This window comes from Streptomyces sp. NPDC101110 (assembly GCF_044759525.1).
Lineage (GTDB): Bacteria > Actinomycetota > Actinomycetes > Streptomycetales > Streptomycetaceae > Streptomyces.
The window spans coordinates 1-19,954 of record NZ_JBIVZM010000022.1; the positions used below are offsets into that span (position 1 = coordinate 1).

General features: G+C 71.2%; 17 protein-coding genes. 11 read left to right on the plus strand and 6 right to left on the minus strand.

Annotated elements, in window-relative coordinates; genetic code table 11:
• On the plus strand, positions 1 to 731 hold a 731-nt coding region (locus ACIQU3_RS35265), incomplete at its 5' end, for a cbb3-type cytochrome c oxidase subunit I (RefSeq protein ID WP_403929686.1).
• The gene (locus tag ACIQU3_RS35270; protein ID WP_403929689.1) at positions 728 to 1,078 is read left to right on the plus strand and encodes a hypothetical protein; all 351 of its coding nucleotides are present in this window, start codon (positions 728 to 730) and stop codon (positions 1,076 to 1,078) included. The genes ACIQU3_RS35265 and ACIQU3_RS35270, both read left to right, overlap by 4 nt.
• A 16-nt stretch (positions 1,079 to 1,094) precedes the next feature.
• Here the strand turns inward: ACIQU3_RS35270 and ACIQU3_RS35275 are convergent, their stop codons facing one another.
• Positions 1,095 to 1,703 (minus strand): DUF2867 domain-containing protein, encoded by a 609-nt coding sequence (locus ACIQU3_RS35275; protein WP_403743324.1) that lies wholly within the window; start codon positions 1,701 to 1,703, stop codon positions 1,095 to 1,097.
• Positions 1,704 to 1,798: 95 nt separating this feature from the next.
• On the opposite strand from ACIQU3_RS35275, the gene ACIQU3_RS35280 reads away from it, so the two are divergent.
• Positions 1,799 to 2,359 carry a TetR/AcrR family transcriptional regulator gene (locus ACIQU3_RS35280; protein WP_403929692.1) on the plus strand — a complete coding sequence of 187 codons (561 nt, stop codon included), beginning with the start codon at positions 1,799 to 1,801 and terminating at the stop codon, positions 2,357 to 2,359.
• Positions 2,360 to 2,506: 147 nt separating this feature from the next.
• Here the strand turns inward: ACIQU3_RS35280 and ACIQU3_RS35285 are convergent, their stop codons facing one another.
• Positions 2,507 to 3,166: a TetR/AcrR family transcriptional regulator gene (locus ACIQU3_RS35285; protein ID WP_403743330.1), complete on the minus strand. Its 660-nt coding sequence runs from the start codon at positions 3,164 to 3,166 to the stop codon at positions 2,507 to 2,509.
• A gap of 197 nt (positions 3,167 to 3,363) precedes the next feature.
• Here ACIQU3_RS35285 and ACIQU3_RS35290 point away from each other — a divergent pair, with 197 nt between their 5' ends.
• Positions 3,364 to 4,617 (plus strand): YncE family protein, encoded by a 1,254-nt coding sequence (locus ACIQU3_RS35290; RefSeq protein WP_403743332.1) that lies wholly within the window; start codon positions 3,364 to 3,366, stop codon positions 4,615 to 4,617.
• Here the strand turns inward: ACIQU3_RS35290 and ACIQU3_RS35295 are convergent.
• Both ACIQU3_RS35295 and ACIQU3_RS35300 read right to left on the minus strand, forming a co-directional pair.
• Positions 4,610 to 6,475, minus strand: a complete 1,866-nt coding sequence (locus ACIQU3_RS35295; RefSeq protein ID WP_403929695.1) for an endoglycosylceramidase — start codon at positions 6,473 to 6,475, stop codon at positions 4,610 to 4,612. The two genes, ACIQU3_RS35290 and ACIQU3_RS35295, sit on opposite strands and share 8 nt — an antisense overlap.
• A 76-nt stretch (positions 6,476 to 6,551) precedes the next feature.
• Positions 6,552 to 8,525, minus strand: coding sequence for a GTP-binding protein (locus ACIQU3_RS35300; protein WP_403929698.1), 1,974 nt, complete (start codon positions 8,523 to 8,525; stop codon positions 6,552 to 6,554).
• A gap of 192 nt (positions 8,526 to 8,717) precedes the next feature.
• On the opposite strand from ACIQU3_RS35300, the gene ACIQU3_RS35305 reads away from it, so the two are divergent.
• From ACIQU3_RS35305 to ACIQU3_RS35325, 5 genes are all read left to right on the plus strand, one after another.
• Positions 8,718 to 9,821 carry an XdhC family protein gene (locus ACIQU3_RS35305; protein ID WP_403929700.1) on the plus strand — a complete coding sequence of 368 codons (1,104 nt, stop codon included), beginning with the start codon at positions 8,718 to 8,720 and terminating at the stop codon, positions 9,819 to 9,821.
• Between the two features lie 91 nt (positions 9,822 to 9,912).
• Positions 9,913 to 10,245, plus strand: coding sequence for a putative quinol monooxygenase (locus tag ACIQU3_RS35310; RefSeq protein ID WP_403743341.1), 333 nt, complete (start codon positions 9,913 to 9,915; stop codon positions 10,243 to 10,245).
• Positions 10,246 to 10,445: 200 nt separating this feature from the next.
• Positions 10,446 to 11,453, plus strand: a complete 1,008-nt coding sequence (locus ACIQU3_RS35315) for an NADP-dependent oxidoreductase (RefSeq protein WP_403929703.1) — start codon at positions 10,446 to 10,448, stop codon at positions 11,451 to 11,453.
• A 25-nt stretch (positions 11,454 to 11,478) separates the two neighbouring features.
• Positions 11,479 to 12,531 carry an alcohol dehydrogenase catalytic domain-containing protein gene (locus tag ACIQU3_RS35320; RefSeq protein WP_403743345.1) on the plus strand — a complete coding sequence of 351 codons (1,053 nt, stop codon included), beginning with the start codon at positions 11,479 to 11,481 and terminating at the stop codon, positions 12,529 to 12,531.
• A 549-nt stretch (positions 12,532 to 13,080) separates the two neighbouring features.
• Positions 13,081 to 14,319: a choice-of-anchor Q domain-containing protein gene (locus ACIQU3_RS35325; protein WP_403929705.1), complete on the plus strand. Its 1,239-nt coding sequence runs from the start codon at positions 13,081 to 13,083 to the stop codon at positions 14,317 to 14,319.
• A gap of 136 nt (positions 14,320 to 14,455) precedes the next feature.
• Here the strand turns inward: ACIQU3_RS35325 and ACIQU3_RS35330 are convergent, their stop codons facing one another.
• Positions 14,456 to 15,121 carry a TetR/AcrR family transcriptional regulator gene (locus ACIQU3_RS35330; RefSeq protein WP_403743349.1) on the minus strand — a complete coding sequence of 222 codons (666 nt, stop codon included), beginning with the start codon at positions 15,119 to 15,121 and terminating at the stop codon, positions 14,456 to 14,458.
• Positions 15,122 to 15,325: 204 nt separating this feature from the next.
• Complete coding sequence (locus ACIQU3_RS35335; protein ID WP_403929708.1) at positions 15,326 to 15,835, minus strand: metallophosphoesterase family protein; 510 nt, start codon at positions 15,833 to 15,835, stop codon at positions 15,326 to 15,328.
• Between the two features lie 95 nt (positions 15,836 to 15,930).
• On the opposite strand from ACIQU3_RS35335, the gene ACIQU3_RS35340 reads away from it, so the two are divergent.
• Positions 15,931 to 17,835, plus strand: a complete 1,905-nt coding sequence (locus tag ACIQU3_RS35340; RefSeq protein ID WP_403929711.1) for a TerD family protein — start codon at positions 15,931 to 15,933, stop codon at positions 17,833 to 17,835.
• Between the two features lie 173 nt (positions 17,836 to 18,008).
• The gene (locus ACIQU3_RS35345) at positions 18,009 to 19,952 is read left to right on the plus strand and encodes a glycosyltransferase family 2 protein (protein ID WP_403743357.1); all 1,944 of its coding nucleotides are present in this window, start codon (positions 18,009 to 18,011) and stop codon (positions 19,950 to 19,952) included.
• The last annotated feature ends 2 nt before the right edge of the window (positions 19,953 to 19,954 follow it).

Sequence of the window (19,954 nt, forward strand, 5' to 3'; positions counted from 1 at the left end):
CCGGTGGTGTGCTGCTGCCGTTCTTCTCCTTCATGACGTTCCTCATCGCCGTCCCGACCGGTGTGAAGTTCTTCAACTGGATCGGCACGATGTGGCGCGGCAGCCTGTCCTTCGAGACACCGATGTTGTGGGCCATGGGCTTTCTGATCACGTTCGTGTTCGGCGGGCTGACCGGGGTGCTGCTGGCCTCGCCGCCGATCGACTTCCACGTCTCCGACACGTACTTCGTGGTGGCGCACTTCCACTACGTGATCTTCGGGACGGTCGTGTTCGCGATGTTCTCCGGCTTCCACTTCTGGTGGCCCAAGTTCACCGGCAGGATGCTGGACGAGCGTCTCGGCAAGATCACCTTCTGGACGCTGTTCATCGGCTTCCACGGCACGTTCCTGGTCCAGCACTGGCTCGGCGCCGGGGGCATGCAGCGGCGGATCCCCGACTACCTGGCTGTCGAGGGCCTGACCACGCTCAACACGGTGTCGAGCGTCTTCTCGTTCCTGCTCGGCATGTCGATGCTGCCGTTCTTCTACAACGTGTGGAAGACGGCGAAGTACGGCGAGAAGGTCACGGCCGACGACCCGTGGGGCTACGGGCGTTCCCTGGAGTGGGCGACCTCCTGCCCGCCGCCGCGGCACAACTTCGTCACCCTGCCGCGGATCCGCAGCGAGTCCCCGGCGTTCGACCTGCACCACGACGCCATCGCGGCGGCGGAGCGGGAGCTGACGCTGCGATGACCGCCATGGAAGGGCTCCCCGTGGATCTGCGGGCGTTCCACAACGAGGTCGAGGGGCATCTGCTCGCCGCCGCCGCGCACGAGGAGGCACGCAGGGCCGCCGCTCGGGTCGCCCGCGGGTTCGACTGGCTGCCCGCGGAGCAACGGGCGGAAGTGGAGCGGCGGTTCGCGGCGGAGCATCTGGCCCTCGCCCGCGCCTCGTGGCAGCGCACGGTCCGCCGTGGGGAGGAACTGCGGGACGAGTACGAGGCCTTGTACCGAAGGCTCCGCGCGCGGATGCTGACCGCACTGCTGCTGGGGGTCGTACTGCTGGTGGCGGTGGACCTCGTGGTGCTGGTGTCGGTCTGAGCGCTTCCGGTGCCCCTCAGCGTGCGGTTCGGCGCGCGGCGTTCTCCCGCCACTCCCGGCCGATCGACCGCATCAGGGCCGGGTACACCCCCAGGTACCGGAAGGGTCTGATGCCGAGCATGTACAGGGAGCCGAGGCGGCCGTTGGGCTTCACCAGGACGGCCATCTGGCCGCGATAGCCGCCGTTGCCGTCGGCGACCCAGCCGATGTGCATCACCCCGTGCATGGTCTTGTTGGCGTACTCGGCGGCCCATTCGTCGTGTGTCTGGAAGACCGAGGTGAAGGGCGCCGAGCTGAGGTCGGGCCCCTGCGGCCCCGCGCGCAGGTCGTCCGGCAGCCGGTCGCGCAGCGTCGCCACCCGGCCGCCGACGCCCGAGTCCGGTTTGTCCCAGCCGAGCAGCGCGCCGAGCTTCCAGCGCACCGCGAAGAGGAAACGACCCACACGGTTGCCGCCGTGCGGACCGCCCTCGCCACCCGCCATCTGCCGGACCAGGTGGTGCAGGTCGTCCGGGCCGCCCGGCGTCGGCAGCGCCCACAGGTCCTCGAGCCGGAAGTCGCCGGCGATCTCGTGGATCCGCCAGGGGCGGGACGTGTGGTCGGTCGAGGGGAGGCGCAGATCGCTCATGGCGGATCCTTGTCTATACGGTGGCGTATAGATCGAGCATAGACCCATCTATACGGCTCCGTATACTGGCTGGGGCATGTGAGGGGAGACACGGCATGGGCGCGATCCGTACGCCGCGGGACAAGTGGATCGAGGAGGGGCTGCGGGCGCTCGCCGCCGGTGGCCCCGAGGCTGTCCGGGTCGAGGTCCTCGCCCAGGCGCTCGGCGTGAGCAAGGGCGGTTTCTACGGCTACTTCCGCAACCGTGCCGGCCTGCTGGAGGAGATGCTCGACACCTGGGAGCGAGCGGTCACCGAGGATGTCATCGAGCGGATCGAGCGCGACGGGGGCGACGCCCGCGAGCGGCTCGGGCGTCTCTTCGACTTCGTGGGGTCGGGCGAGTCGCGTGTGACCAGCGCCGGGGTCGAGCTCGCGATCCGCGACTGGGCCCGGCGCGACGAAGGCGTCGCGCGGTGCCTGCGCCGGGCCGACAACCGGCGTATGGACTATCTGCGCGAGCTCTACGGAGCCTTCTGTCCCGACGAGGGCGATGTCGAGGCCCGCTGCCTGATCACCTTCTCACTGCGCATCGGCGACCACCTCATCGCAGCCGACAACGGCCCGCGCAGCCGCACGGAAGTCCTCGCCGCGGTCAGGAAGCGGTTGTTGAGCCCATAGCCGGTCAGAGCCTGACCGAGGGGTGGCTCCTCCGTGCGGAGGGCGGAGGGCGGCGTGCGCGGGCGGCGGGCGCGGGCGGCGGGCGCGGGCGGCGGGCGGCGGACACTCCCCCGCACCAGACATCCACCTTCACCCTCTCCCCCGCCCTCACCCTTCCCGCTTCCACTCCGGCGGCCACAGGATGCCCAGCAACTGACGGACCAGTTCGTCGACGACCTCGTCGAGGGTCGCGTCCACCCAGCCGGTGCTCCAGTCGTGCAGCAGGCCGTTGACGCTGCCGATGAAGCCCGTGGCAGGGAGGCGATAGTCGCGCGGTGCGGCCTCCCCGCGGGCTGCGGCGGCGTCGGCCTCGGCGCAGATGAGGTCCACCCAGCCGGCCCGGCGGGCGAGGCGCTGCTCCTCCAGGCGCGGGCTGACGCCGATGATCTCGACGAAGGTGATGCGGATCCGGCGCGGATCGGCGGTGACGTTCCCGGCGTAGGCGCGGAAGATGGCGGTCGCGCGTTCGACGAGCGGCAGCTCCGCCGCGCCCGCGGCCGCCTCCAGGACCGCCGCCTCGGCCCAGCCGTTGACCTGGAGGTGCAGCGCGGCGAGTACGTCCTCGAGCGTGCGGAACTCCTCGTAGAACTGCCGGGTGGACAGCCCGGCCGTCTCGCTGAGGGCCGCGACCGTGGTGGAGCGGAAGCCTGGGGCGTCGCCGAACAGCTGGAGCGCGGCGTCGAGGAACCGCCGGCGTCGCTCGGCCTGCCGTTCCTCGGCGGTCTTGCCGCCGTAGCGGCCGGTCGGCGCTCTGAGTCTGCCCGGCACCGGCTCTCCTTTCGTCGTTCGAACACCGATTTTGTCGTGCACGCAGTCTTGTGGAGAAGGCCACCCCTTCCTTACTTTGCAGTAAGTTGACTCTGAAAGCACGTGTGTTCAGTTTCCACGCGCCATCCGCTTTGGCATGTCCCACTCATCATGCTCGCCCCCGCAGCAGCGACCCCACAGCAGAGAGGGGAGCCGTCATGCCCGTCCTCCGACGCCGGCACCTGTGCTCCGTAGCCGCAGCCCTGGCCCTGACCGTCACCGTCCCCGCGACCGCAGCCGCGGCGGCCCCGGGCTCCTCCGCCGCGCTGCGCGAGGTGCTGTTCGTGGGCAACAACTGGGACGGCACCGCCGATGTCATCCGCTCCGGCGGTGACTTCGCGAGGATCGGGCGGATCAACGTCATCCCCGACAAGGACGAGCGGATGGCGGCGATCAACGCCGATCCGATCAAGTGGATCTACTTCATGGCGATCCGCAACAGCGTCGGCGAGGGCCACGACCAGTTCGTCGACGACATGTACTCCACGCCGGACGGGACGGCGGTGGTCGTCTCGCGGCCCAGCTTCGCCGACGTCGTCTCCATCGACCTCGCCTCCGGGAAGCTCAACTGGCGTTTCCCGGTGTCCGGTTACCGCTCCGACCACATGGCGGTCTCCCCCGACGGCAAACGCGTGGCGGTGTCGGCGTCGACCTCCAACACGGTGCACGTGCTGGACATCGTCTCCGGCAAGGAACTGGGCAAGTTCGGCACCGGCGACAAGCCGCACGAGAACATCTTCACCCGCGACGGCAAGTACATCTACAACATGGCGATCGGGGACGTGAACACGCAGACCGACGCCCCGTGGCTGGACTGGACGAAGGGCGACCGGCGCATCACCGTCGTCGACGCGACCACGTACAAGCAGGTCAAGGTCATCGACATGCGTCCGCACCTCGACGCGCTCGGCCTCAAGGACCACTCCGACGCGGTCCGCCCGGCCGTCTTCTCCCCGGACGAGTCGAAGCTGTACTTCCAGGTCTCCTTCTTCAACGGCTTCTTCGAGTACGACGTCGCCGCCGACAAGATCACCCGCACCAAGACCCTGCCGAAGAACCCGGCGACCGGCGACGACCGCACGACCTTCGTCAACGACTCGCGCCACCACGGGATCTCGATGAGCCCGGACGGCCGCAAACTGTGCGTCGCGGGCACCATGGACGACTACGCCACCGTCGTCGACCGCGCCACCCTCCAGGAGGGCCCGCCCATCACCGCCGCCAAGCCCTACTGGGCCACGGTCAGCGGTGACGGCAAGTCCTGCGTGGTGTCCGAGAGCGGCACCGACCAGGTCACGGCCATCGACTTCGCCTCCGGGAAGAAGGTCGTGTCCGTTCCGGTCGGTGACCACCCGCAGCGCGTCCGGCTCGGCCATGTGGCGGCCGACTGGACGAGCCCGTCCGCTAACTGACCTCCTTCGACGCCCACGCAGCGAGTTCGGAGCGGGCCGCGGTGAGCAGCTCGGCCGAGGGAGCCGTCGCCCCGTTGGTCACCAGCGCGTAGTGCAGGGCGCCCGAGTCCGGCGCGGTGAGCAGCAGGCGGCGGCTTCCCGTGCCGCCGGGCTCCTGCGCCACGCCGACCGCGGTCGCCGGGGTGTAGGCCGGTGGGGCGTGGACCGCGCCCAGGTCGGAGACGACCGAGGTGGACGCGGTCGGGAAGCTCGCCGGCAGGTGCAGTTCGGTGGGCGCCGGCCCGCCGTTGGAGCGCCACAGCAGCAGCCCGTACTGTCCCGACCCCACCAGCCGCTGCACGTTCGGCAGGGAGCCGGGCACCGGGTTCCAGGTCAGGGTGGTCGCCCCGTCCCGGGAGCGGTCCTCGTAGGTGAAGGCGACGGTCTCACCGGCGGTGGCGCTCGGATAGAGGCGGTCCAGGAGCCGGGCGTCCTGACGCAGCACGGGCTTGCCCGTGTCGTCGAGGCGTACGGCGGACAGGTCCTCGTCGTTCCAGGCGTCGCCGGTGGTGAGCACCTTGCCGGGGTTGCCGTTCATCGGTTCGCGATGGCGGCCGTTGTAGATGTCCCACTGCCATTGCGAGCCGGAGAGCACGGGTCCCGAGGCGGCCGGGTCGGACCACCAGTCGGCGCCCTTGAGGCGGGAGTCGAGCGCCTGGTACATCGCCTTGAGGACGGTCGGCGCCTTGTCGGAGACGGTGCCGGCGAGAGGGTGCCCGAACTCGCTGACCACGGCGGCCGTCCGTGCGGCGGCGGCCCGGTCGCGGACGGTGCGGAAGTCGCCCGCGTACTGGCCGTCGGCCGCCTTGCCCCACATGAAGACCCCGGAGATGGCCTTCTGGTCGTAGAAGTGCGTGTTGAAGACGTAACGCGGGCCGAGCCGGCCGGCGTCCAGCAGGCCGCCCTCCTGCTTCTGGAAGTCCAGGTTGGCGTTCCAGAAGAGGTTCGGCTCGACGAAGGCCGGCTTGTCATGCCAGCCGGCCGTGTCCATGCGGGCCCGGAACCTCTCGCAGAAGGGCCAGAGCACGTCCTTCTCCCAGGCGCGGCTGGTCTGCCCGGAGTCGTACACGCCCGCGTGCGGCTCGTTGTAGGGGTCGAAGCCGGCGATGCCCTTGAACTGTTCCGCGCTCAGGTGCTGCCGCAGGTGTTCCATGGTCTTCTGCGCGGTGGCGAGGAAGGCGTCCTGCACGCCCTGCGCGTTGTGCCAGAAGTCGTACGAGGCCCGCTTCACGGCCTCGTTCTGGGTGATGTTCTGTCCCCAGAAGAGGCAGATCCCGCAGGACTCGTCCGGGTAGTTCCCGGCGTCCACAGCCCACTCGGGGGCACCGTCGCCGGTGTACCAGCTGTCGGTGTCGAAGAGGTGCCGGGAGTAGAGGTCCTGGTGGAAGTCGGGGTAGACCCGGATTCCGGCGTCCAGGAAGGCCTTCATCTGATCGGTGGCGGCGGTCAGATAGGCCGTGTCGACCTGGCCACGCTCGGGCTCGGCGTACGCCCAGGAGAGCAGGAAGCGGACGGTGTTGCCGCCGCCGAGGGCGCGCAGCGCGGTCGCCGACGTACGGGCGTCGGCGACCGAGGCGAAGGGCAGGCCCTTGTTCTCCGCGAGCTTGGTCTCGCCGGAGACGTTGTAGCCGCGCAGCACGATCTCGCGGCCGTAGGCGTCGGTGAAACGGCCGCCCTGCACGGTGACGGTGGGGTCGTCGAACCAGAGGGAGCCGGCCGGGGGCGCGGCGGTGGCCGGTGGGACCCCCGCCACCGAGACGGAGCCGAAGAGGACAGCCAGGACGACCAGCAGACGCGCTCGGATAGTCGGCATGTCCATTACAGTCCGGCCATATCAGGACACCGTCAACACCCCTGACTCGGGAGTAAGTTCCCGCTCGGGGAATCCTCACACGTCAACCACCCACCCTTCGTGTCACGTTCAACAAGTACTCCTTCCTGTTCAGCGGGTTGTGGTCGGTGCGCGGGCGTTCGGGGATCGTGCCGTGTGTGACCGGCGCGTAGTGGGCGAAGGAGCTCTCCAGCTCGCCCTCCCCACGGGTGAGCCCCGGCAGCTCCTGCTGGAGGGCGTGCACCCGGGCGGCCGGCACGGTGCCTTCCAGGACGCAGAGGTCCTTCCTGTTGCGCGTCGTCTCCGGTACGGCCGAGAACCGGGCGAGGGCCGGCAGCAGGGCGCCCACGGTGTCGGCGGGTGCCTCGACGCGGAAGCGGTGCAGCGGCTCGTGGACGCGCGTCCCGGCCCGCCGCAGCGCCTCGCAAAGCACCAGCGGGGTGACTCCGCGGAAGTCGGCGCCCGTGCTCGACATGCTCTTGTCGAAGCCCTGGTGGGCATGGCTCTGACGGGGTGAGTAGCCGCTGTGGGTCATGGTGACCACACAGTCGTCGACCCGCCAGCCGTGCAGGCCCTGCTCCAGGGTCTCGCGGACGGTGTCCTCGACGGCCTTGAAGAAGGCGTACGGCATCGAGCCGAGCTCCACCTCCAGCCGGAAGCCGACGCCCGAGCCGACCGGGGCGGGGTCGACGCGCAGGCCGACCGTCGCGAGGAACGGATTGGGGTCCTTCTTGTTGAACTCCACGGCCTGCCCGCTGCCGACGAGCCGCTCGACGCACAGGGGCGTCGTCTCGCGGAAGGTGACGTCCAGGCCGTACTCCCCCGCGAGGGTGGCCTGGATGACCTCCTTCTGCACTTCGCCGTACAGGGAGACGGAGGTCTCCCGGCGGCGTTCGTCGCGGCGGAGGCCGATCAGCGGGTCCTGCTCGGCGAGCTGGGTGAGCGCCACGTGGAGCGCTCCCCGGTCGACGTCCGGACCGGGGACGACGACCGTCTCCAGGGTCGGCGGGGCGAAGAAGTGCTCGTGCGCCTTGCGGGGTTCGCCGATGGCGTCACCGATCCGGATGTGGCCGAGCCCGGTGAGGCGGGCGATCCGGCCGGCCGTAACGGAGTCCGCCCGGATGTCCGTGCCGTCGCCGAAGACGCTGATGCCGGTGATCCGGCCTTCGGCCCCGTCCGCTCCGAAGGAGACCTTGTCGCGGACGCGCAGGGTCCCGGAGTACATCCGGGTGTAGGCGACCTTCTCCCCCGCCGGACCCCGGTCGATCTTGAACACGGTGGCGGAGACCGGGCCGTCCGCGTCCCCGTCGGCCACCGGCAGCAGGGTTTCGACGCCGGACAGCAGCGCCGCCACGCCCGCGCCCGTGGCGGCGGAACCGAAGTAGACGGGGTGGACGAGGCACTCCCGGGTCTGCCTGACGAGGGACGCGTGCAGCAGCGCGTCCGTGACGGTGTTCTCGACGTACGCCGCCAGCAGGGTGTCGTCGTGCTCGGCCAGGACGTCCAGCGCTCCGCCCGGACCGGGGCCGGGGATGAAGCGGGCCGTGCGGGCGCCGAGGCCGGTAGCGGTCCCCATCGGCACGATCGCGGGCGTCAGCCGCGCCGAGATCTCCCGCAGCAGCGCCTCGTGGCGTGCCCCACCGCGGTCGATCTTGTTGACGAAGAGCAAGGTCGGGATGCGCAGCCGCTGGAGCGTCCGCATCAGCACCCGCGTCTGCGCCTGCACGCCCTCCACTGCGGAGATCACCAGGACGACACCGTCGAGCACGCCGAGGACGCGCTCCACCTCGGCGATGAAGTCCGGGTGGCCGGGGGTGTCGATGAGGTTGACAGTCACGCCGTCAAGCGGGAACGACACGACGGCCGACTTGATGGTGATGCCGCGCTGCCGTTCCAGGGCGAGGGTGTCGGTGCGGGTGTTGCCGTCGTCGACGCTGCCGATCTCGTCGATCACACCGGCCGAATGGAGCAGCCGCTCGGTCAGGCTGGTCTTACCGGCGTCGACATGGGCGAGAATTCCAAGGTTGAGCATGTGCACGGAGCGTCATGTCCTTCGGAGAGAGGTCCTTTCCTGACTGGGGGGACATGCACGCAGTGCGCATTCGGGAACTCCTCGGAACCGTCGGGGTCGCTGTCCTGTGCAGGGCAGCAGACCGGCGCGGGGGGCCACAACGGAATTAACCGCCGCCGGGGTACCCGGTCAGGCAGCCCGGATGGAGAGGAGCGGCTCGTGCGTGACGTTCTCCCGGTACTGGGCCGCTGGTACGCGGCCGGGGTCCCGTTCGGCCTCGCGACGGTGGTCGAGGTCAGCCGCAGCGCACCGCGCGACCCCGGCGCGGCGATGGCGGTCGGCCCGGACGACGAGGTCGTGGGCAGCGTCTCCGGAGGCTGTATCGAGGGCGCGGTGTTCGAGCTGGCACAGGCCGTCGCCGCGGACGGGGAGGCCCGGCTGGAGACCTTCGGCTACACCGACGACGACGCCTTCGCGGTCGGCCTGACCTGCGGGGGCGAGATCACGCTGCTCGTGCGTGCCGTCACCCCCGAGCGCGATCCCGGCTTCGGCGCGGTCGCGGACTCGGTCGCGGCGGGCGAACCCGTCACCGTGGCGACGGTGACCGACGGACCGGCACCGCGCGGGGCCGCCCTCGCCGTGTGGCCGGACCGGGCCCTCGGCTCGCTCGGCACGAGCGGCCTGGACGCGGCCGTGACCGCCGACGCCCGCGGCGAACTCGCCCTCGGCGCGACCGGACTGCGGCACTACGGGCCCGGCGGGCAGCGCCGCGAGGACGCCGTCAGTGTGTTCCTTCAGTCGTTCGCCCCGCCACCGCGGATGCTGGTCTTCGGCGCGATCGACTACGCCGCGGCCGTGGCCCGCATCGGCGATTTCCTGGGCTACCGTGTCACCGTCTGCGACGCCCGCCCCGTCTTCGCCACGCCGCGGCGCTTCCCCGAGGGCGTCGAGGTGGTCGCCGAGTGGCCGCACCGCTACCTTCGGGAGACGGCCACGGACGAGCGCACGGTGATCTGCGTACTGACGCACGACCCGAAGTTCGACGTGCCGCTGCTGACGGAGGCGCTGCGCCGCCCGGCCGCCTACATCGGGGCGATGGGCAGCCGCCGCACCCACGCCGACCGGGCGGCCCGGCTGGCCGAGGCCGGGCTCACGGCAGGCGAGCTGTCCCGGCTGCGTTCACCGGTCGGCCTCGACCTCGGGGCCCGTACGCCCGAGGAGGTGGCGGTGTCGGTCGCCGCCGAGATCGTGGCACTGCGCTGGGGCGGCACGGGGGCACCGCTCACCACGACGGAAGGGGCGGTGCACCCGCGCCGGTCCTGAACACGGGCGCCGCACGGCAGCTCCGAGACACAGCGGTTCAGCCCGCAGCCGGCTTCGGCAACTCAGCAACTCAGCAACTGGAGGGAATCCCATGATCTTCATCACCGCCAAGTTCCGGGTCCGCCCCGAGCACGCCGACCGCTGGCCCGAGATCGCCGGTGATTTCACCCGGGCGACCCGTGCCGAGCCCGGCTGCCTGTGGTTCGACTGGTCGCGCAGCGTGGAGGAGCCGTCGGAGTACGTCCTCGTCGAGGCCTTCCGCGACGACGAGGCCGGGGCCGCACACGTGCAGTCCGCGCACTTCAAGGCCGCGCAGCAGACACTGCCCCCGCATCTGGCCGAGACGCCGCGCATCGTGAACGCGAACGTCGCGCAGGACGACTGGTCGCTCCTCGGCGAAATGGCCGTGCCCGGACAGGAATGACCCGCCCTCCGGCACCGACCCCCACACCGCCCCTCGGCACCGACCCCCGCCACCGCCCCTCTGCACCGCCGCCCGCCCCGGCACCTCCACCCGCATGAGCCGTAAGTCGTGCCGGACCGGCTCTTGCCTCGGACGGCGGGCGCCCGTACGCTCACGGCCGTACCGACTGGACGGTATGCAGCCGAGGAGAGTCGCCGCAGATGACTACGATCAACCGCCAGGTACGCCTGGCCGCACGTCCCGTGGGAGAGCCCGGTCCCACCGACTGGGAGCACGTCGAGGAGCCGGTGGGGCAGCCGGGCGACGGGGAGTTCCTGGTACAGGTGCTCTGCCTGTCGATCGACCCGGCGATGCGCGGCTGGATGAACGCCGGCAGGTCGTACATCCGGCCGGTGGAGATCGGCGAGGTGATGCGCGCCGGTGCGGTGGGACGGGTGGTCGCCTCCCGGCACTCCGATTTCGCGGTCGGCGACCATGTGTCGGGCACGTTCGGTGTGCAGGAGTACTGCGTGTCGGACGGGCGCGGCGTGACCAGGGTCGACCCCGCGGCCGCTCCCCTGCCGACCTATCTCGGCACGCTCGGCATGTCGGGTCTGACGGCCTACTTCGGCCTGATCGAGGTCGGGCGTCCCGAGCCGGGCCAGACCGTCGTGGTCTCCGGAGCGGCCGGGGCCGTCGGCAGCGTCGTCGGTCAGATCGCCAAGATCCTGGGATGCCGGGTCATCGGCATCGCCGGTGGCGAGGCCAAGTGCCGCCTGGTGGTGGACGAGTTCGGGTTCGACGCCGCGATCGACTACCGGAGCGAGGACGTCCGCAAGGCGCTGCGCGAGCACGCCCCCGACGGCGTGGACGTGTACTTCGACAATGTCGGGGGCGACGTTCTGGACGCCGTGCTGCTGCGGCTGGCGCGCGGTGCCCGCGTCGTGGTCTGCGGCGCGATCTCGCAGTACAACAGCACCAAGCCGCAAGGCCCCGCCAACTACCTGTCGCTGCTGGTGAACCGCGCCTCCATGACGGGCATCGTGGTGTTCGACTACGCCGAGAGGTACGCGGAGGGCATCGCGCAGATGGCCGCGTGGCGGGCGGAGGGCCGGCTGAAGTCCCTGGAGGACGTGGTGACCGGCCCGGTCGCGGCGTTCCCCGAGACCCTGATGCGCCTGTTCCGTGGTGACAACCACGGCAAGCTGGTGCTGAAGATCGCGGACTGACCGGGCCTGGGAAGGGAGAGATCCGATGAAGGCACTGACCTACCACGGCCGTCACGACATCCGCTTCGGGGACGTCCCCGACCCGGCCGTCACCGGCCCCGCCGACGCGGTGGTGCGGGTGACCGCGGCCGGCATCTGCGGCAGCGACCTGCACATCTACGAAGGCAACGCGTTCAGCCCGGAACTGGGCTACACGCCGGGACACGAGTGCGTCGGCGTGGTCGTCGACACCGGCAGCCGGGTCACCCGCTTCAAGCCCGGCGACCGGGTCCTGGTGCCCGCCTCCGTCGGCTGTGCGCAGTGCCGGCAGTGCGCGGCCGGGTTCACCGCCCGGTGCGAGCGCGCCACGTCGAGCACGGAACTCTGCTACGGAGTCGGCCCGAAGCTCCAGGGCAGCCAGGCCCAGGCCCTGGCGGTCCCCCAGGCCGATGTCAACCTGGTGCACGTGCCCGAGGACATCTCCGACGAGGCCGCCGTCGTCCTGACGGACAACGCCCCCACCGCCTGGTACGGCTGCCGCCGTGCCCGCATTCAGCCGGGCGAGACCGTCCTGGTCGTGGGCCTCGGCCCGGTGGGCCTGATGGCGGCTCAGTCCGCCTTCGCGATGGGCGCGGCACGGGTGCTGGGCGTGGACCTGGTCGCGGAGCGCCGCGTCTTCGCCGCCGGCCTGGGCGTCGAGCCGGTCGAGGGTGACGACGTACGGTCGGCCATCCGGGACATGACCGCCGGCCGCGGGCCGGACGCCGTGGTGGAGGCCGTGGGTTCCGACGCCACCATCCAGCTCGCCTGCAAGGCCGTACGCCAGGCGGGCCGGGTCAGTGTGATCGGAGTCAGCCAGAACAAGGCCTTCCCGTTCCACATGTACCTGGCGCAGGTCAAGGAACTGGAGTTCGCCATCGGGCTGTGCTCGGTGCACTACGAACTCCCTCCCCTGATCGCCCTCACCCGGGCCGGACGGATCAAGCCCGAGGCCGTGGTATCCCACCGCTTCGCCCTCTCCGAAGGACCGGCGGCGTACGAACTGTTCGCGGGGCGCTCCGACGGCGTCCGCAAGATCGTCCTCGACCCGACGGGCTGACCGCTTCCCGGGCCTTCACCGCCGGCTTCCCCTTCCCCGGCCCCGGCCCGGGCCCCGGGGGAAGGGCAGCACGGGTGAGGGGGCGCCCGGAGCTTCTGGTGATCCGGGACGCGCTGTCGTTCTCCAAACCCGTCTGCGCAGCGACGTCCCGCACCTCGACGCCGACGGCCGTCTGGTCCTCAAACCTTCGCTTCGAGCCTGCTCGTCCATGCCTGTCCGGGCCGGGCCCGCAACACCTCGATGCCGGGATCTCCCCCGCCGCCTGCGAAAGCCCTCGGCGGGAGGCGTCTCTCCGCTCCTCCCCATTCGGCCATTTCCGAGTGCGTCCGTGGACATGACGCGCTCTGAATGGAACGCTCCCTCCAGACCGCGGGACCGTATCCGGAAGACACGCCCCCGGACGCGCGGACGCCCGCAGGCCTTTCCCGTACGCACCGTCGCACCACTCATCGCTCATCGCGCATCGCTCATCGGCACGAAGTGCTCCACGAAGTCCTCGCAGAAGCCGAGTCCTGGCACGCCCGGATGCCTCGCCGAGAGGGGTTCCAGATGAAACGCACAGTTGTCACGGCCGCCGTCACCACCGTCCTCCTCGCCACCGCACCACTCCCCGTCGTCCAAGCCGCCGCACCCGTGGACACCCGTCCTGCCGACTACACCGTGGACACCACGTCCGACGCGGTCGACGCCGACGGTGCGGACGGCCGGTGCCTCACCGTCTCGGGCCGGTGCAGCCTGCGTGCCGCGGTGATGGCCGCCAACGCCCGGCCGGGCAGTACGATCACGCTGCCTCCCGGCCACTACCGGCTGACGATCCCGCCCGACCCGCGGCTGATCATCGGCGACAACCCCGACCCCACCACGGGCGACCTCAACGTCGCCGCCCCTGTCACGATCAAGGGCAGCGGCGCACGGACCACCGTCATCGACGCCAATCGTCTGGACCGGGCCTTCCGCATGCAGGCGGACTCCCGGCTGTCCGATCTGACGATCACCGGAGGAGTGACCAGACAACGCGAGCTCCCCATCACCGACACCGGTGGTGGCGCGATCGCCAACGGACATCACATGACACTGCGGCGGGTCACCGTGACCGGGAACTCCGCCGGCTACGGCGGCGGCGTCTTCAACGTCCCGGACTCCCACCTCGATCTGATCGACAGCACCGTCAGCCAGAACACCGCGGGAGAGGCCGGGGGTATCAGATTCGACGACACCGGCACCGTGACCAACTCGACGATCGCGGACAACCGGGTGACGAACCCCGGCGACCGCCCCGGCAGCCTCGCCGGATACGGGGGAGGCATCGACATCCGGGGGACGGGAGCGGTGGAGATCCTCAACTCCACCATCACCGGCAACCGTTCAAGCGACGGCGGGGGCGGGATCAACATCGCCCCCGCCTACCTCGACAGCCTGCCCGCGCCGATCCCCGACATCGTCGATCTCCCCCTCGGGCGTCTGACGCTGCGCAACTCCGTGATCGCGAACAACACGGTCGAGGGGGCGCCCGCAGACTGCAAGAAGGCCTTCGCGACCATCACGTCGCAGGGCAACAACCTCGACGGGGACGGCAGTTGCCGACTGACCGCGGCGGGCGATCTGCCCAGCCGCACGCCGCTGATCGGCCCGCTGGCGGACAACGGCGGCCCCACGGACACCGTCGCGCTGCTCCCCGGCAGCCCCGCTCTGGACGCGGCCTACGGCTGCCCGGGCACCGACCAGCGTGGCGTCGCGCGCCCCCAGGGCCCAGCCTGTGACATCGGCGCCTACGAGGCACGGTCATGATGCCGCACCACAAGCCCTGCTGACGCCGGCGCTCGGGGCGGCCGGACCGGACCGGATCCGACACCGCGTTCGCGGCCGGCCGCCCCTGCCCGTACGGGCAGCCCCCTCCCGTTCCCCGAGGAGCCGTGCGACGACCTCACGGCGCGGGCACAGTCGTGCCGCCGCCCGAGAGGCCGTCCTCACCAGGGACGCCCGGCACGGGAACGCCGTAGTGGGCGGCCAGCGCCAGCAGTGCCACGCGCAGCTGTTCGGTCTCCAGGCCCGCGTCCGGCTCGAACCAACGGGCCACCGCGGTTCCGCTCGTCATTCTCAGGGTGAAGCGCGCCAGCTCCTCCGCCACCTCGGGGCGGTCATGCAGTGCGAAGACGCAACTGACGGAATCGCGGGCCCAGGTCACCAGCGCGTCGCGGTAGTGCCGCACCTCCGCCACGGCCGCCGCGCTGGCGTCCTTCTGCACCATGCCCAGCCCCAACAGCAGTTTCACACCTCGCGGGTGGTGCCGGAAGGCGCCCGCCAGGTCCGCGAGAAAGGTGCCCAGACGCTGCGCGACGTCGGCGCCCGGCACTTCGGCCGGAGGCAAGGCGTCGAGCAGCGCGGTCCTCGCGCGCTCCAGCACGGCGACGTAGATCCCGTCCTTGCTGCCGAAGTGCCAGTAGATCGAACTCACCGGCAGACCGCACGCAGTGGAGATCATCGAGATGGACGTGGCGGCGTAGCCGTGACGCGACATCAGCTCACCGGCGGTGTCCAGGATCGCGTCACGGGACCGCGCGCCGCGGTCCAGGGCCGGTGCCTCCGTCATGGGGGCGACTCTAGACGAGGTACTGCAAGTCGTCGCCTGCCGGTCCGCGGCCCCACGCCGAGATCATCGGCGAGGCGGCGGGGTCCAGGAGGCCCGCCTTCACGGCGGCGAGGTGCCCGTCGATCTCCTCGTCCCAGGCCGGAGGGACCGGGCGGAGAGGCGTCGCGGCCGATGTCGTGCGGAGCGCCTCGAAGCCCGGGCGCTTCAGCGTGGTGCACGGGGCGGCAGCCGGTGCAGTTCCACGTCCGCGAGCCGCCCGTCGGCGACCGTGGCGGTCATGTAGGTGCAGTGGGGCTGGCGGCGCCGGTCCGTCGGGGAGCCCGGGTTCAGCAGGCGCAGGCCGGTGGCGGCCGTGGTGTCCCAGGGGATGTGGCTGTGGCCGAAGACGAGCACGTCCAGGTCGGGGAAACGGGCGGCGCACCGCTGCTCCCGGCCCTGCTTGGCGCCCGTCTCGTGCACCACCCCGAAGCGCAGCCCGCCCAGCTCCACGAAGGCCACCTCCGGCAGCCGGGCCCGCAGCTCGGGCCCGTCGTTGTTCCCGTACACCGCGACGAGCCTGCGGCAGCGCGCCTCCAGCAGATCGAGGGTGTCCGTGTCGACCCAGTCCCCGGCGTGGAACACCACGTCGGCGCGCGGGAGTTCGGCGAGCAGGGGGGCGGGCAGTTCCCTGGCACGCCTGGGCAGGTGGGTGTCGGACATCAGGAGCAGTCGCACATCATCACCCTAGAGGGTGCCCGCCAATATCCACTTATAGGGATGAATCGACATCCCGGTTGAAGGACGGGTGAAGATCCCTCCATCCTTCCTCCATGTCTCTCCTCTCGCCTGTCTTCGATGCGCCCGGCCTGCGCGACTACGCCCACGACTGGGCGGTGCTCGACGTGGAGACGTCGGGCCTCGTCGCCCGTCGGGACCGGGTGCTGTCGGTGGCCGTGGTGGTGCTGGGGCCGGACGGGGAGCAGACGGACGAGTTCTCCACTCTCCTCGACCCCGGCTGCGACCCCGGACCGGTGCATGTCCACGGGCTCACGGCCGAGCGGCTGCGCGGTGCACCGGCCTTCGACCAGGTCGCGCCACGGATCGCCGAGATGCTGCGGGACCGGGTGCTCGTCGCACACAACGCCCAGTTCGACTACGACTTCCTCGCCCACGAGTTCGCCCGCGCGGGCACAGCCCTGCCGGTGGCCCGTCGCCTGTGCACCCTCGCCCTGAATCGACGGGTCGATCCGCCGACCGAGGACCTCAGGCTGGGCACGCTCGCCGCCCACTACGGAGTCCCGCAGCTCAGGGCACATGACGCGCTCGACGACACCCGGGTGCTGGCGGGCGTGCTGCGCGGCTCGCTGCGGGAGGCGGCGCGCCTCGGACTGCCGTTGCCGTTCGTGTCCTGCCCGCCTCGCCAGGACCCCCGGTTCGCTCCCCGGCCGCCCAAGACGCCGTGCGCCTACCGCAATCCGGGGCGGCCGGAGCCGGGCGGGCCGCTGGTGCAGGGGATGAAGGTCGCGATCACCGGTGAGACGCTGACGCCGCGCGCGGAGCTGGAGCGGCAGGCCGCCGAGGCCGGGCTGAACGTCATGACGTCCGTCAGCAGGCACACCAGCGCCCTGGTCACCAACGACGCCTCGTCCGGCTCCGGCAAGGCACGTCGCGCACTGACCGAGGGCGTGCCGGTGCTCGACGAGACGACGTTCGTGCGGCTGCTGGGAGACGTCCGGCCCGGGATGCCGCACGAGCGGACGCGCAGTGCGGAAGCCGTGATCCCCTCGCCCGCGACGCCCCCGGCCACAGCCCGCACCCCGCAGACCGCCCAGGAGCCCACGGTCCCCGCCGTCGCCCCCGCCGTAGTCCTTGCCGAAGCCGCGCTTTCGGCACCGCCCACGCTACCGCGTGCGGCCCACCCCGCCACCGATGACCGTCCTCTCTCCGGGCGACGTGTCCTGGTGCTCGGTGGCACCCACCCCGATGCCGTCGCGGCCCGCGGAAGGATCGTCGAGCTCGGCGGTGCGGCGGCGATCAATCTCTCCGCCGGCGTCACCGACGTCGTGCTCCTGGCGGGCGGCGAACGGGACCGCAGGATGAAGCGGATCACCGCCCTCGCGTTCCCGACACACCAGGCAGCGTGGCTCGACGCCCCGGTCATCACCCCGCTCACCCGGCACGACGGGCCGGCGGCACCGCGTGTCCTCCCGCGCGGCGGTGTCGTCGACCTGCCGCAGCCGGGCGGTTCCGCCTCCGCGGTGCCCTGGACCGTCACCGCGACCTGGGCGCAGCAGACGTCGTGCGAGATCGACGTGGTCGCCTTCGTCGTCGACGAGGAGGAACAGGTCTGCTTCGACGAGGACTTCGTCTTCTACGGCGCGCCGGAGAATCCGGGAGGGACGGTGCGGCTGCACAGCGACGGGCCGACGGAGCAGACGATCGGCGTCGATCTCGCCTCGCTGCCACCCTCGGCGCGCAAGGTCGTGGTCGCCGCCGCCATCGACGGCTCGCCCACCTTCGGCGACGTCGGCGCGATCCACATCAGCTCCGGGCCGGGCACCAGCGCCGCGCCCCTGGTCCAGGCCACTCTGGACGCCGCGACCACCGAGCGCACCATGCTGCTCGCCGAGCTCTACCGCCGCGGTCCGCTGTGGCGCCTGCGCGCGGTGGGCCAGGGGTACGACCGGGGGCTGGTGGATCTCGCCCGGAGCTATGGTGTGGATGTCGCCGGCTGACGAGCTCTTTGACCGCGAACAGACAGACGCCGCAGCTCAGTTGCCCTGCCCGTGGAAGTGATCACGGCGAGGTCTCGAAAGGTGAGGCGACCTCGCCGAGCGGGTTAGCATCGGGCAACACGCAGTACAACAGGACGTCTACGGCAAGCGACCCGAAGGGGCCCGGAAACCCGATGCCGGTCAAGGTCAGCGTCATCGTCCCCGTGTACAACCCGGGGATCTACATCGAGGACTGCATCTCCTCGCTGCAGCGGCAGTCGCTGCCTCCCGACGAGTTCGAGGTGATCTTCGTCGACGACGGCTCGACCGACGAGACCCCGGCCCGGCTCGACGCGCTCGCCGCCGAGGACCCCCGGATGAAGGTCATCCACCAGGAGAACTCCGGCTGGTCGGGCAAGCCCCGCAACGTCGGCATCGAGGCCTCCCGGGGCGAGTTCGTGATGTTCGTCGACAACGACGACTATCTGGGCGACGAGGCCCTGGAGCGGATGTACGACTACGGCGTGGCCAACGGCGCCGATGTGGTCGTGGGCAAGATGGCCGGCAAGAACCGCGGGGTTCCCGTGGAGCTGTTCCGCCGCAACCGTCCGCGTGCCACCGTCGAGAACGCCCCGCTCATCGACAGTCTCACTCCGCACAAGATGGTCCGCCGGGCCTTCCTGGACCGTATCGGCCTGCGCTTTCCCGAGGGCAGACGGCGCCTGGAGGACCACGTGTTCATCGCCGAGGCGTATCTGCGCGCGGAGAACGTCTCGGTGCTCAGCGACTACGTCTGCTACTACCACATCCGGCGGGAGGACGGTTCCAACGCGGGCTTCGAACGCTTCGATCCCGTCGGCTACTTCGAGAACCTGCGCGAGGCCCTCGACGTCGTCGAGCAGTACACGGAGCCCGGCCCGGTGCGCGACCGGTTGTTCCGGCGGTGGCTGAGGGTGGAGATGGTCGAGCGGCTGCGCGCGCGGCGCCTGCTGAACCTGCCCGACGACTACCGCAGGGAACTGTTCGGAGAGATCCACGAGCTCGTGGTCGAGCGCTTCGGGCCCGGCGTCGCGGCCGGACTGCAGCCGACGCAGCAGGTCATCGCCGCGCTGACGGCGGCCGACCGGTACGACGACGTGGTGGCCTTCGCGGAGTGGGAGGCGGGTGTCGCACCCAAGGCGACCCCGGGGGACATCGAGTGGCGCGACGGCTCACTCCACATCGGCTTCACGGCCGAGTACCTGTCCGGCGGCGAGCCGATGCTGTTCCCCGCCGACGCCGAGGCCGCGCCGCTGACCGACGTGCCGAAGGACGTCACCGAGGCGGTGCGCTGGGTGGCCTCGGAGACCGCCGCGCGGTTCGGGCAGGCCACGGCCGATCTGCTGCTGCGGGAGCGCTCCAGCGCCGCGCAGTACTTCCAGCCGGTGGAGTTCACCCGCGAGACCGTGCCGGCCGGGGACGGCGAGGAGGTCCGGCTGGTGCTGCGGGCGACCGCCACGGTCGACCCGGCCGAACTGCCCCGTGACGGCGTCTGGGACGCCCTCGTCCGGGTGAAGTCGGGCGGCTGGACCAAGGAGTGCCGTCTGGGCCCGGAAGCGCGTGAGGAGCGGCCCACGCCCCGTGCGGGGATCGTCGGCGACCGTGCGGTGCTGCCGTACTGGACCGAACCGCACGGCAACCTCTCCCTGGAGCTCGGCGCGCGCGGCAAGCGGCTCGGGCTGGGCCGTGTGCAGCTGGGGGACGTCACCGTCTCCGACGGGCGCTTCGGGGTCCTGCTCCCGGTGCACGTCCCGGCCGGTACCCGGGCGCGGCTGCGGTTCGTCTCCTCCAGCCGGATCCTGGAGACCTCCGGTGCCCTCTCCCCCGACGCGGACCGGGCGGGCTCGGTGCTGGCGGCGGACCTGCCCGGCGAGGTCCTCTCCGGCGACGTCTGGCGGGTTGCCGTGTGCCTGAACCCGGGCGCCGAGGGAGCGCGCTTCGCCGGTCTGCCGTTCGCACTGCGGGCCGGGGGCGGAAGCGTGCTGGTGACACCGGCGCCCGGGCCCGGTGTCGCGCTGCGGCTGGCCCGGCGTGCGCGACGCGTGCTCGGCGCCGCGCGCCGGAAGGTGAATTCCCGTATCAAGACCGGAGGGCGGTGACG

Excerpts from the sequence above, each read along its gene's own strand:
- ACIQU3_RS35270 (WP_403929689.1), top strand. The coding sequence starts at position 728 with ATGACCGCCATGGAAGGGCTCCCCGTGGATCTGCGGGCGTTCCACAAC.
- ACIQU3_RS35275 (WP_403743324.1), bottom strand. The coding sequence starts at position 1,703 with ATGAGCGATCTGCGCCTCCCCTCGACCGACCACACGTCCCGCCCCTGG.
- ACIQU3_RS35280 (WP_403929692.1), top strand. The coding sequence starts at position 1,799 with ATGGGCGCGATCCGTACGCCGCGGGACAAGTGGATCGAGGAGGGGCTG.
- ACIQU3_RS35290 (WP_403743332.1), top strand. The coding sequence starts at position 3,364 with ATGCCCGTCCTCCGACGCCGGCACCTGTGCTCCGTAGCCGCAGCCCTG.
- ACIQU3_RS35295 (WP_403929695.1), bottom strand. The coding sequence starts at position 6,475 with ATGGACATGCCGACTATCCGAGCGCGTCTGCTGGTCGTCCTGGCTGTC.
- ACIQU3_RS35310 (WP_403743341.1), top strand. The coding sequence starts at position 9,913 with ATGATCTTCATCACCGCCAAGTTCCGGGTCCGCCCCGAGCACGCCGAC.
- ACIQU3_RS35315 (WP_403929703.1), top strand. The coding sequence starts at position 10,446 with ATGACTACGATCAACCGCCAGGTACGCCTGGCCGCACGTCCCGTGGGA.
- ACIQU3_RS35320 (WP_403743345.1), top strand. The coding sequence starts at position 11,479 with ATGAAGGCACTGACCTACCACGGCCGTCACGACATCCGCTTCGGGGAC.
- ACIQU3_RS35325 (WP_403929705.1), top strand. The coding sequence starts at position 13,081 with ATGAAACGCACAGTTGTCACGGCCGCCGTCACCACCGTCCTCCTCGCC.
- ACIQU3_RS35330 (WP_403743349.1), bottom strand. The coding sequence starts at position 15,121 with ATGACGGAGGCACCGGCCCTGGACCGCGGCGCGCGGTCCCGTGACGCG.
- ACIQU3_RS35340 (WP_403929711.1), top strand. The coding sequence starts at position 15,931 with ATGTCTCTCCTCTCGCCTGTCTTCGATGCGCCCGGCCTGCGCGACTAC.
- ACIQU3_RS35345 (WP_403743357.1), top strand. The coding sequence starts at position 18,009 with ATGCCGGTCAAGGTCAGCGTCATCGTCCCCGTGTACAACCCGGGGATC.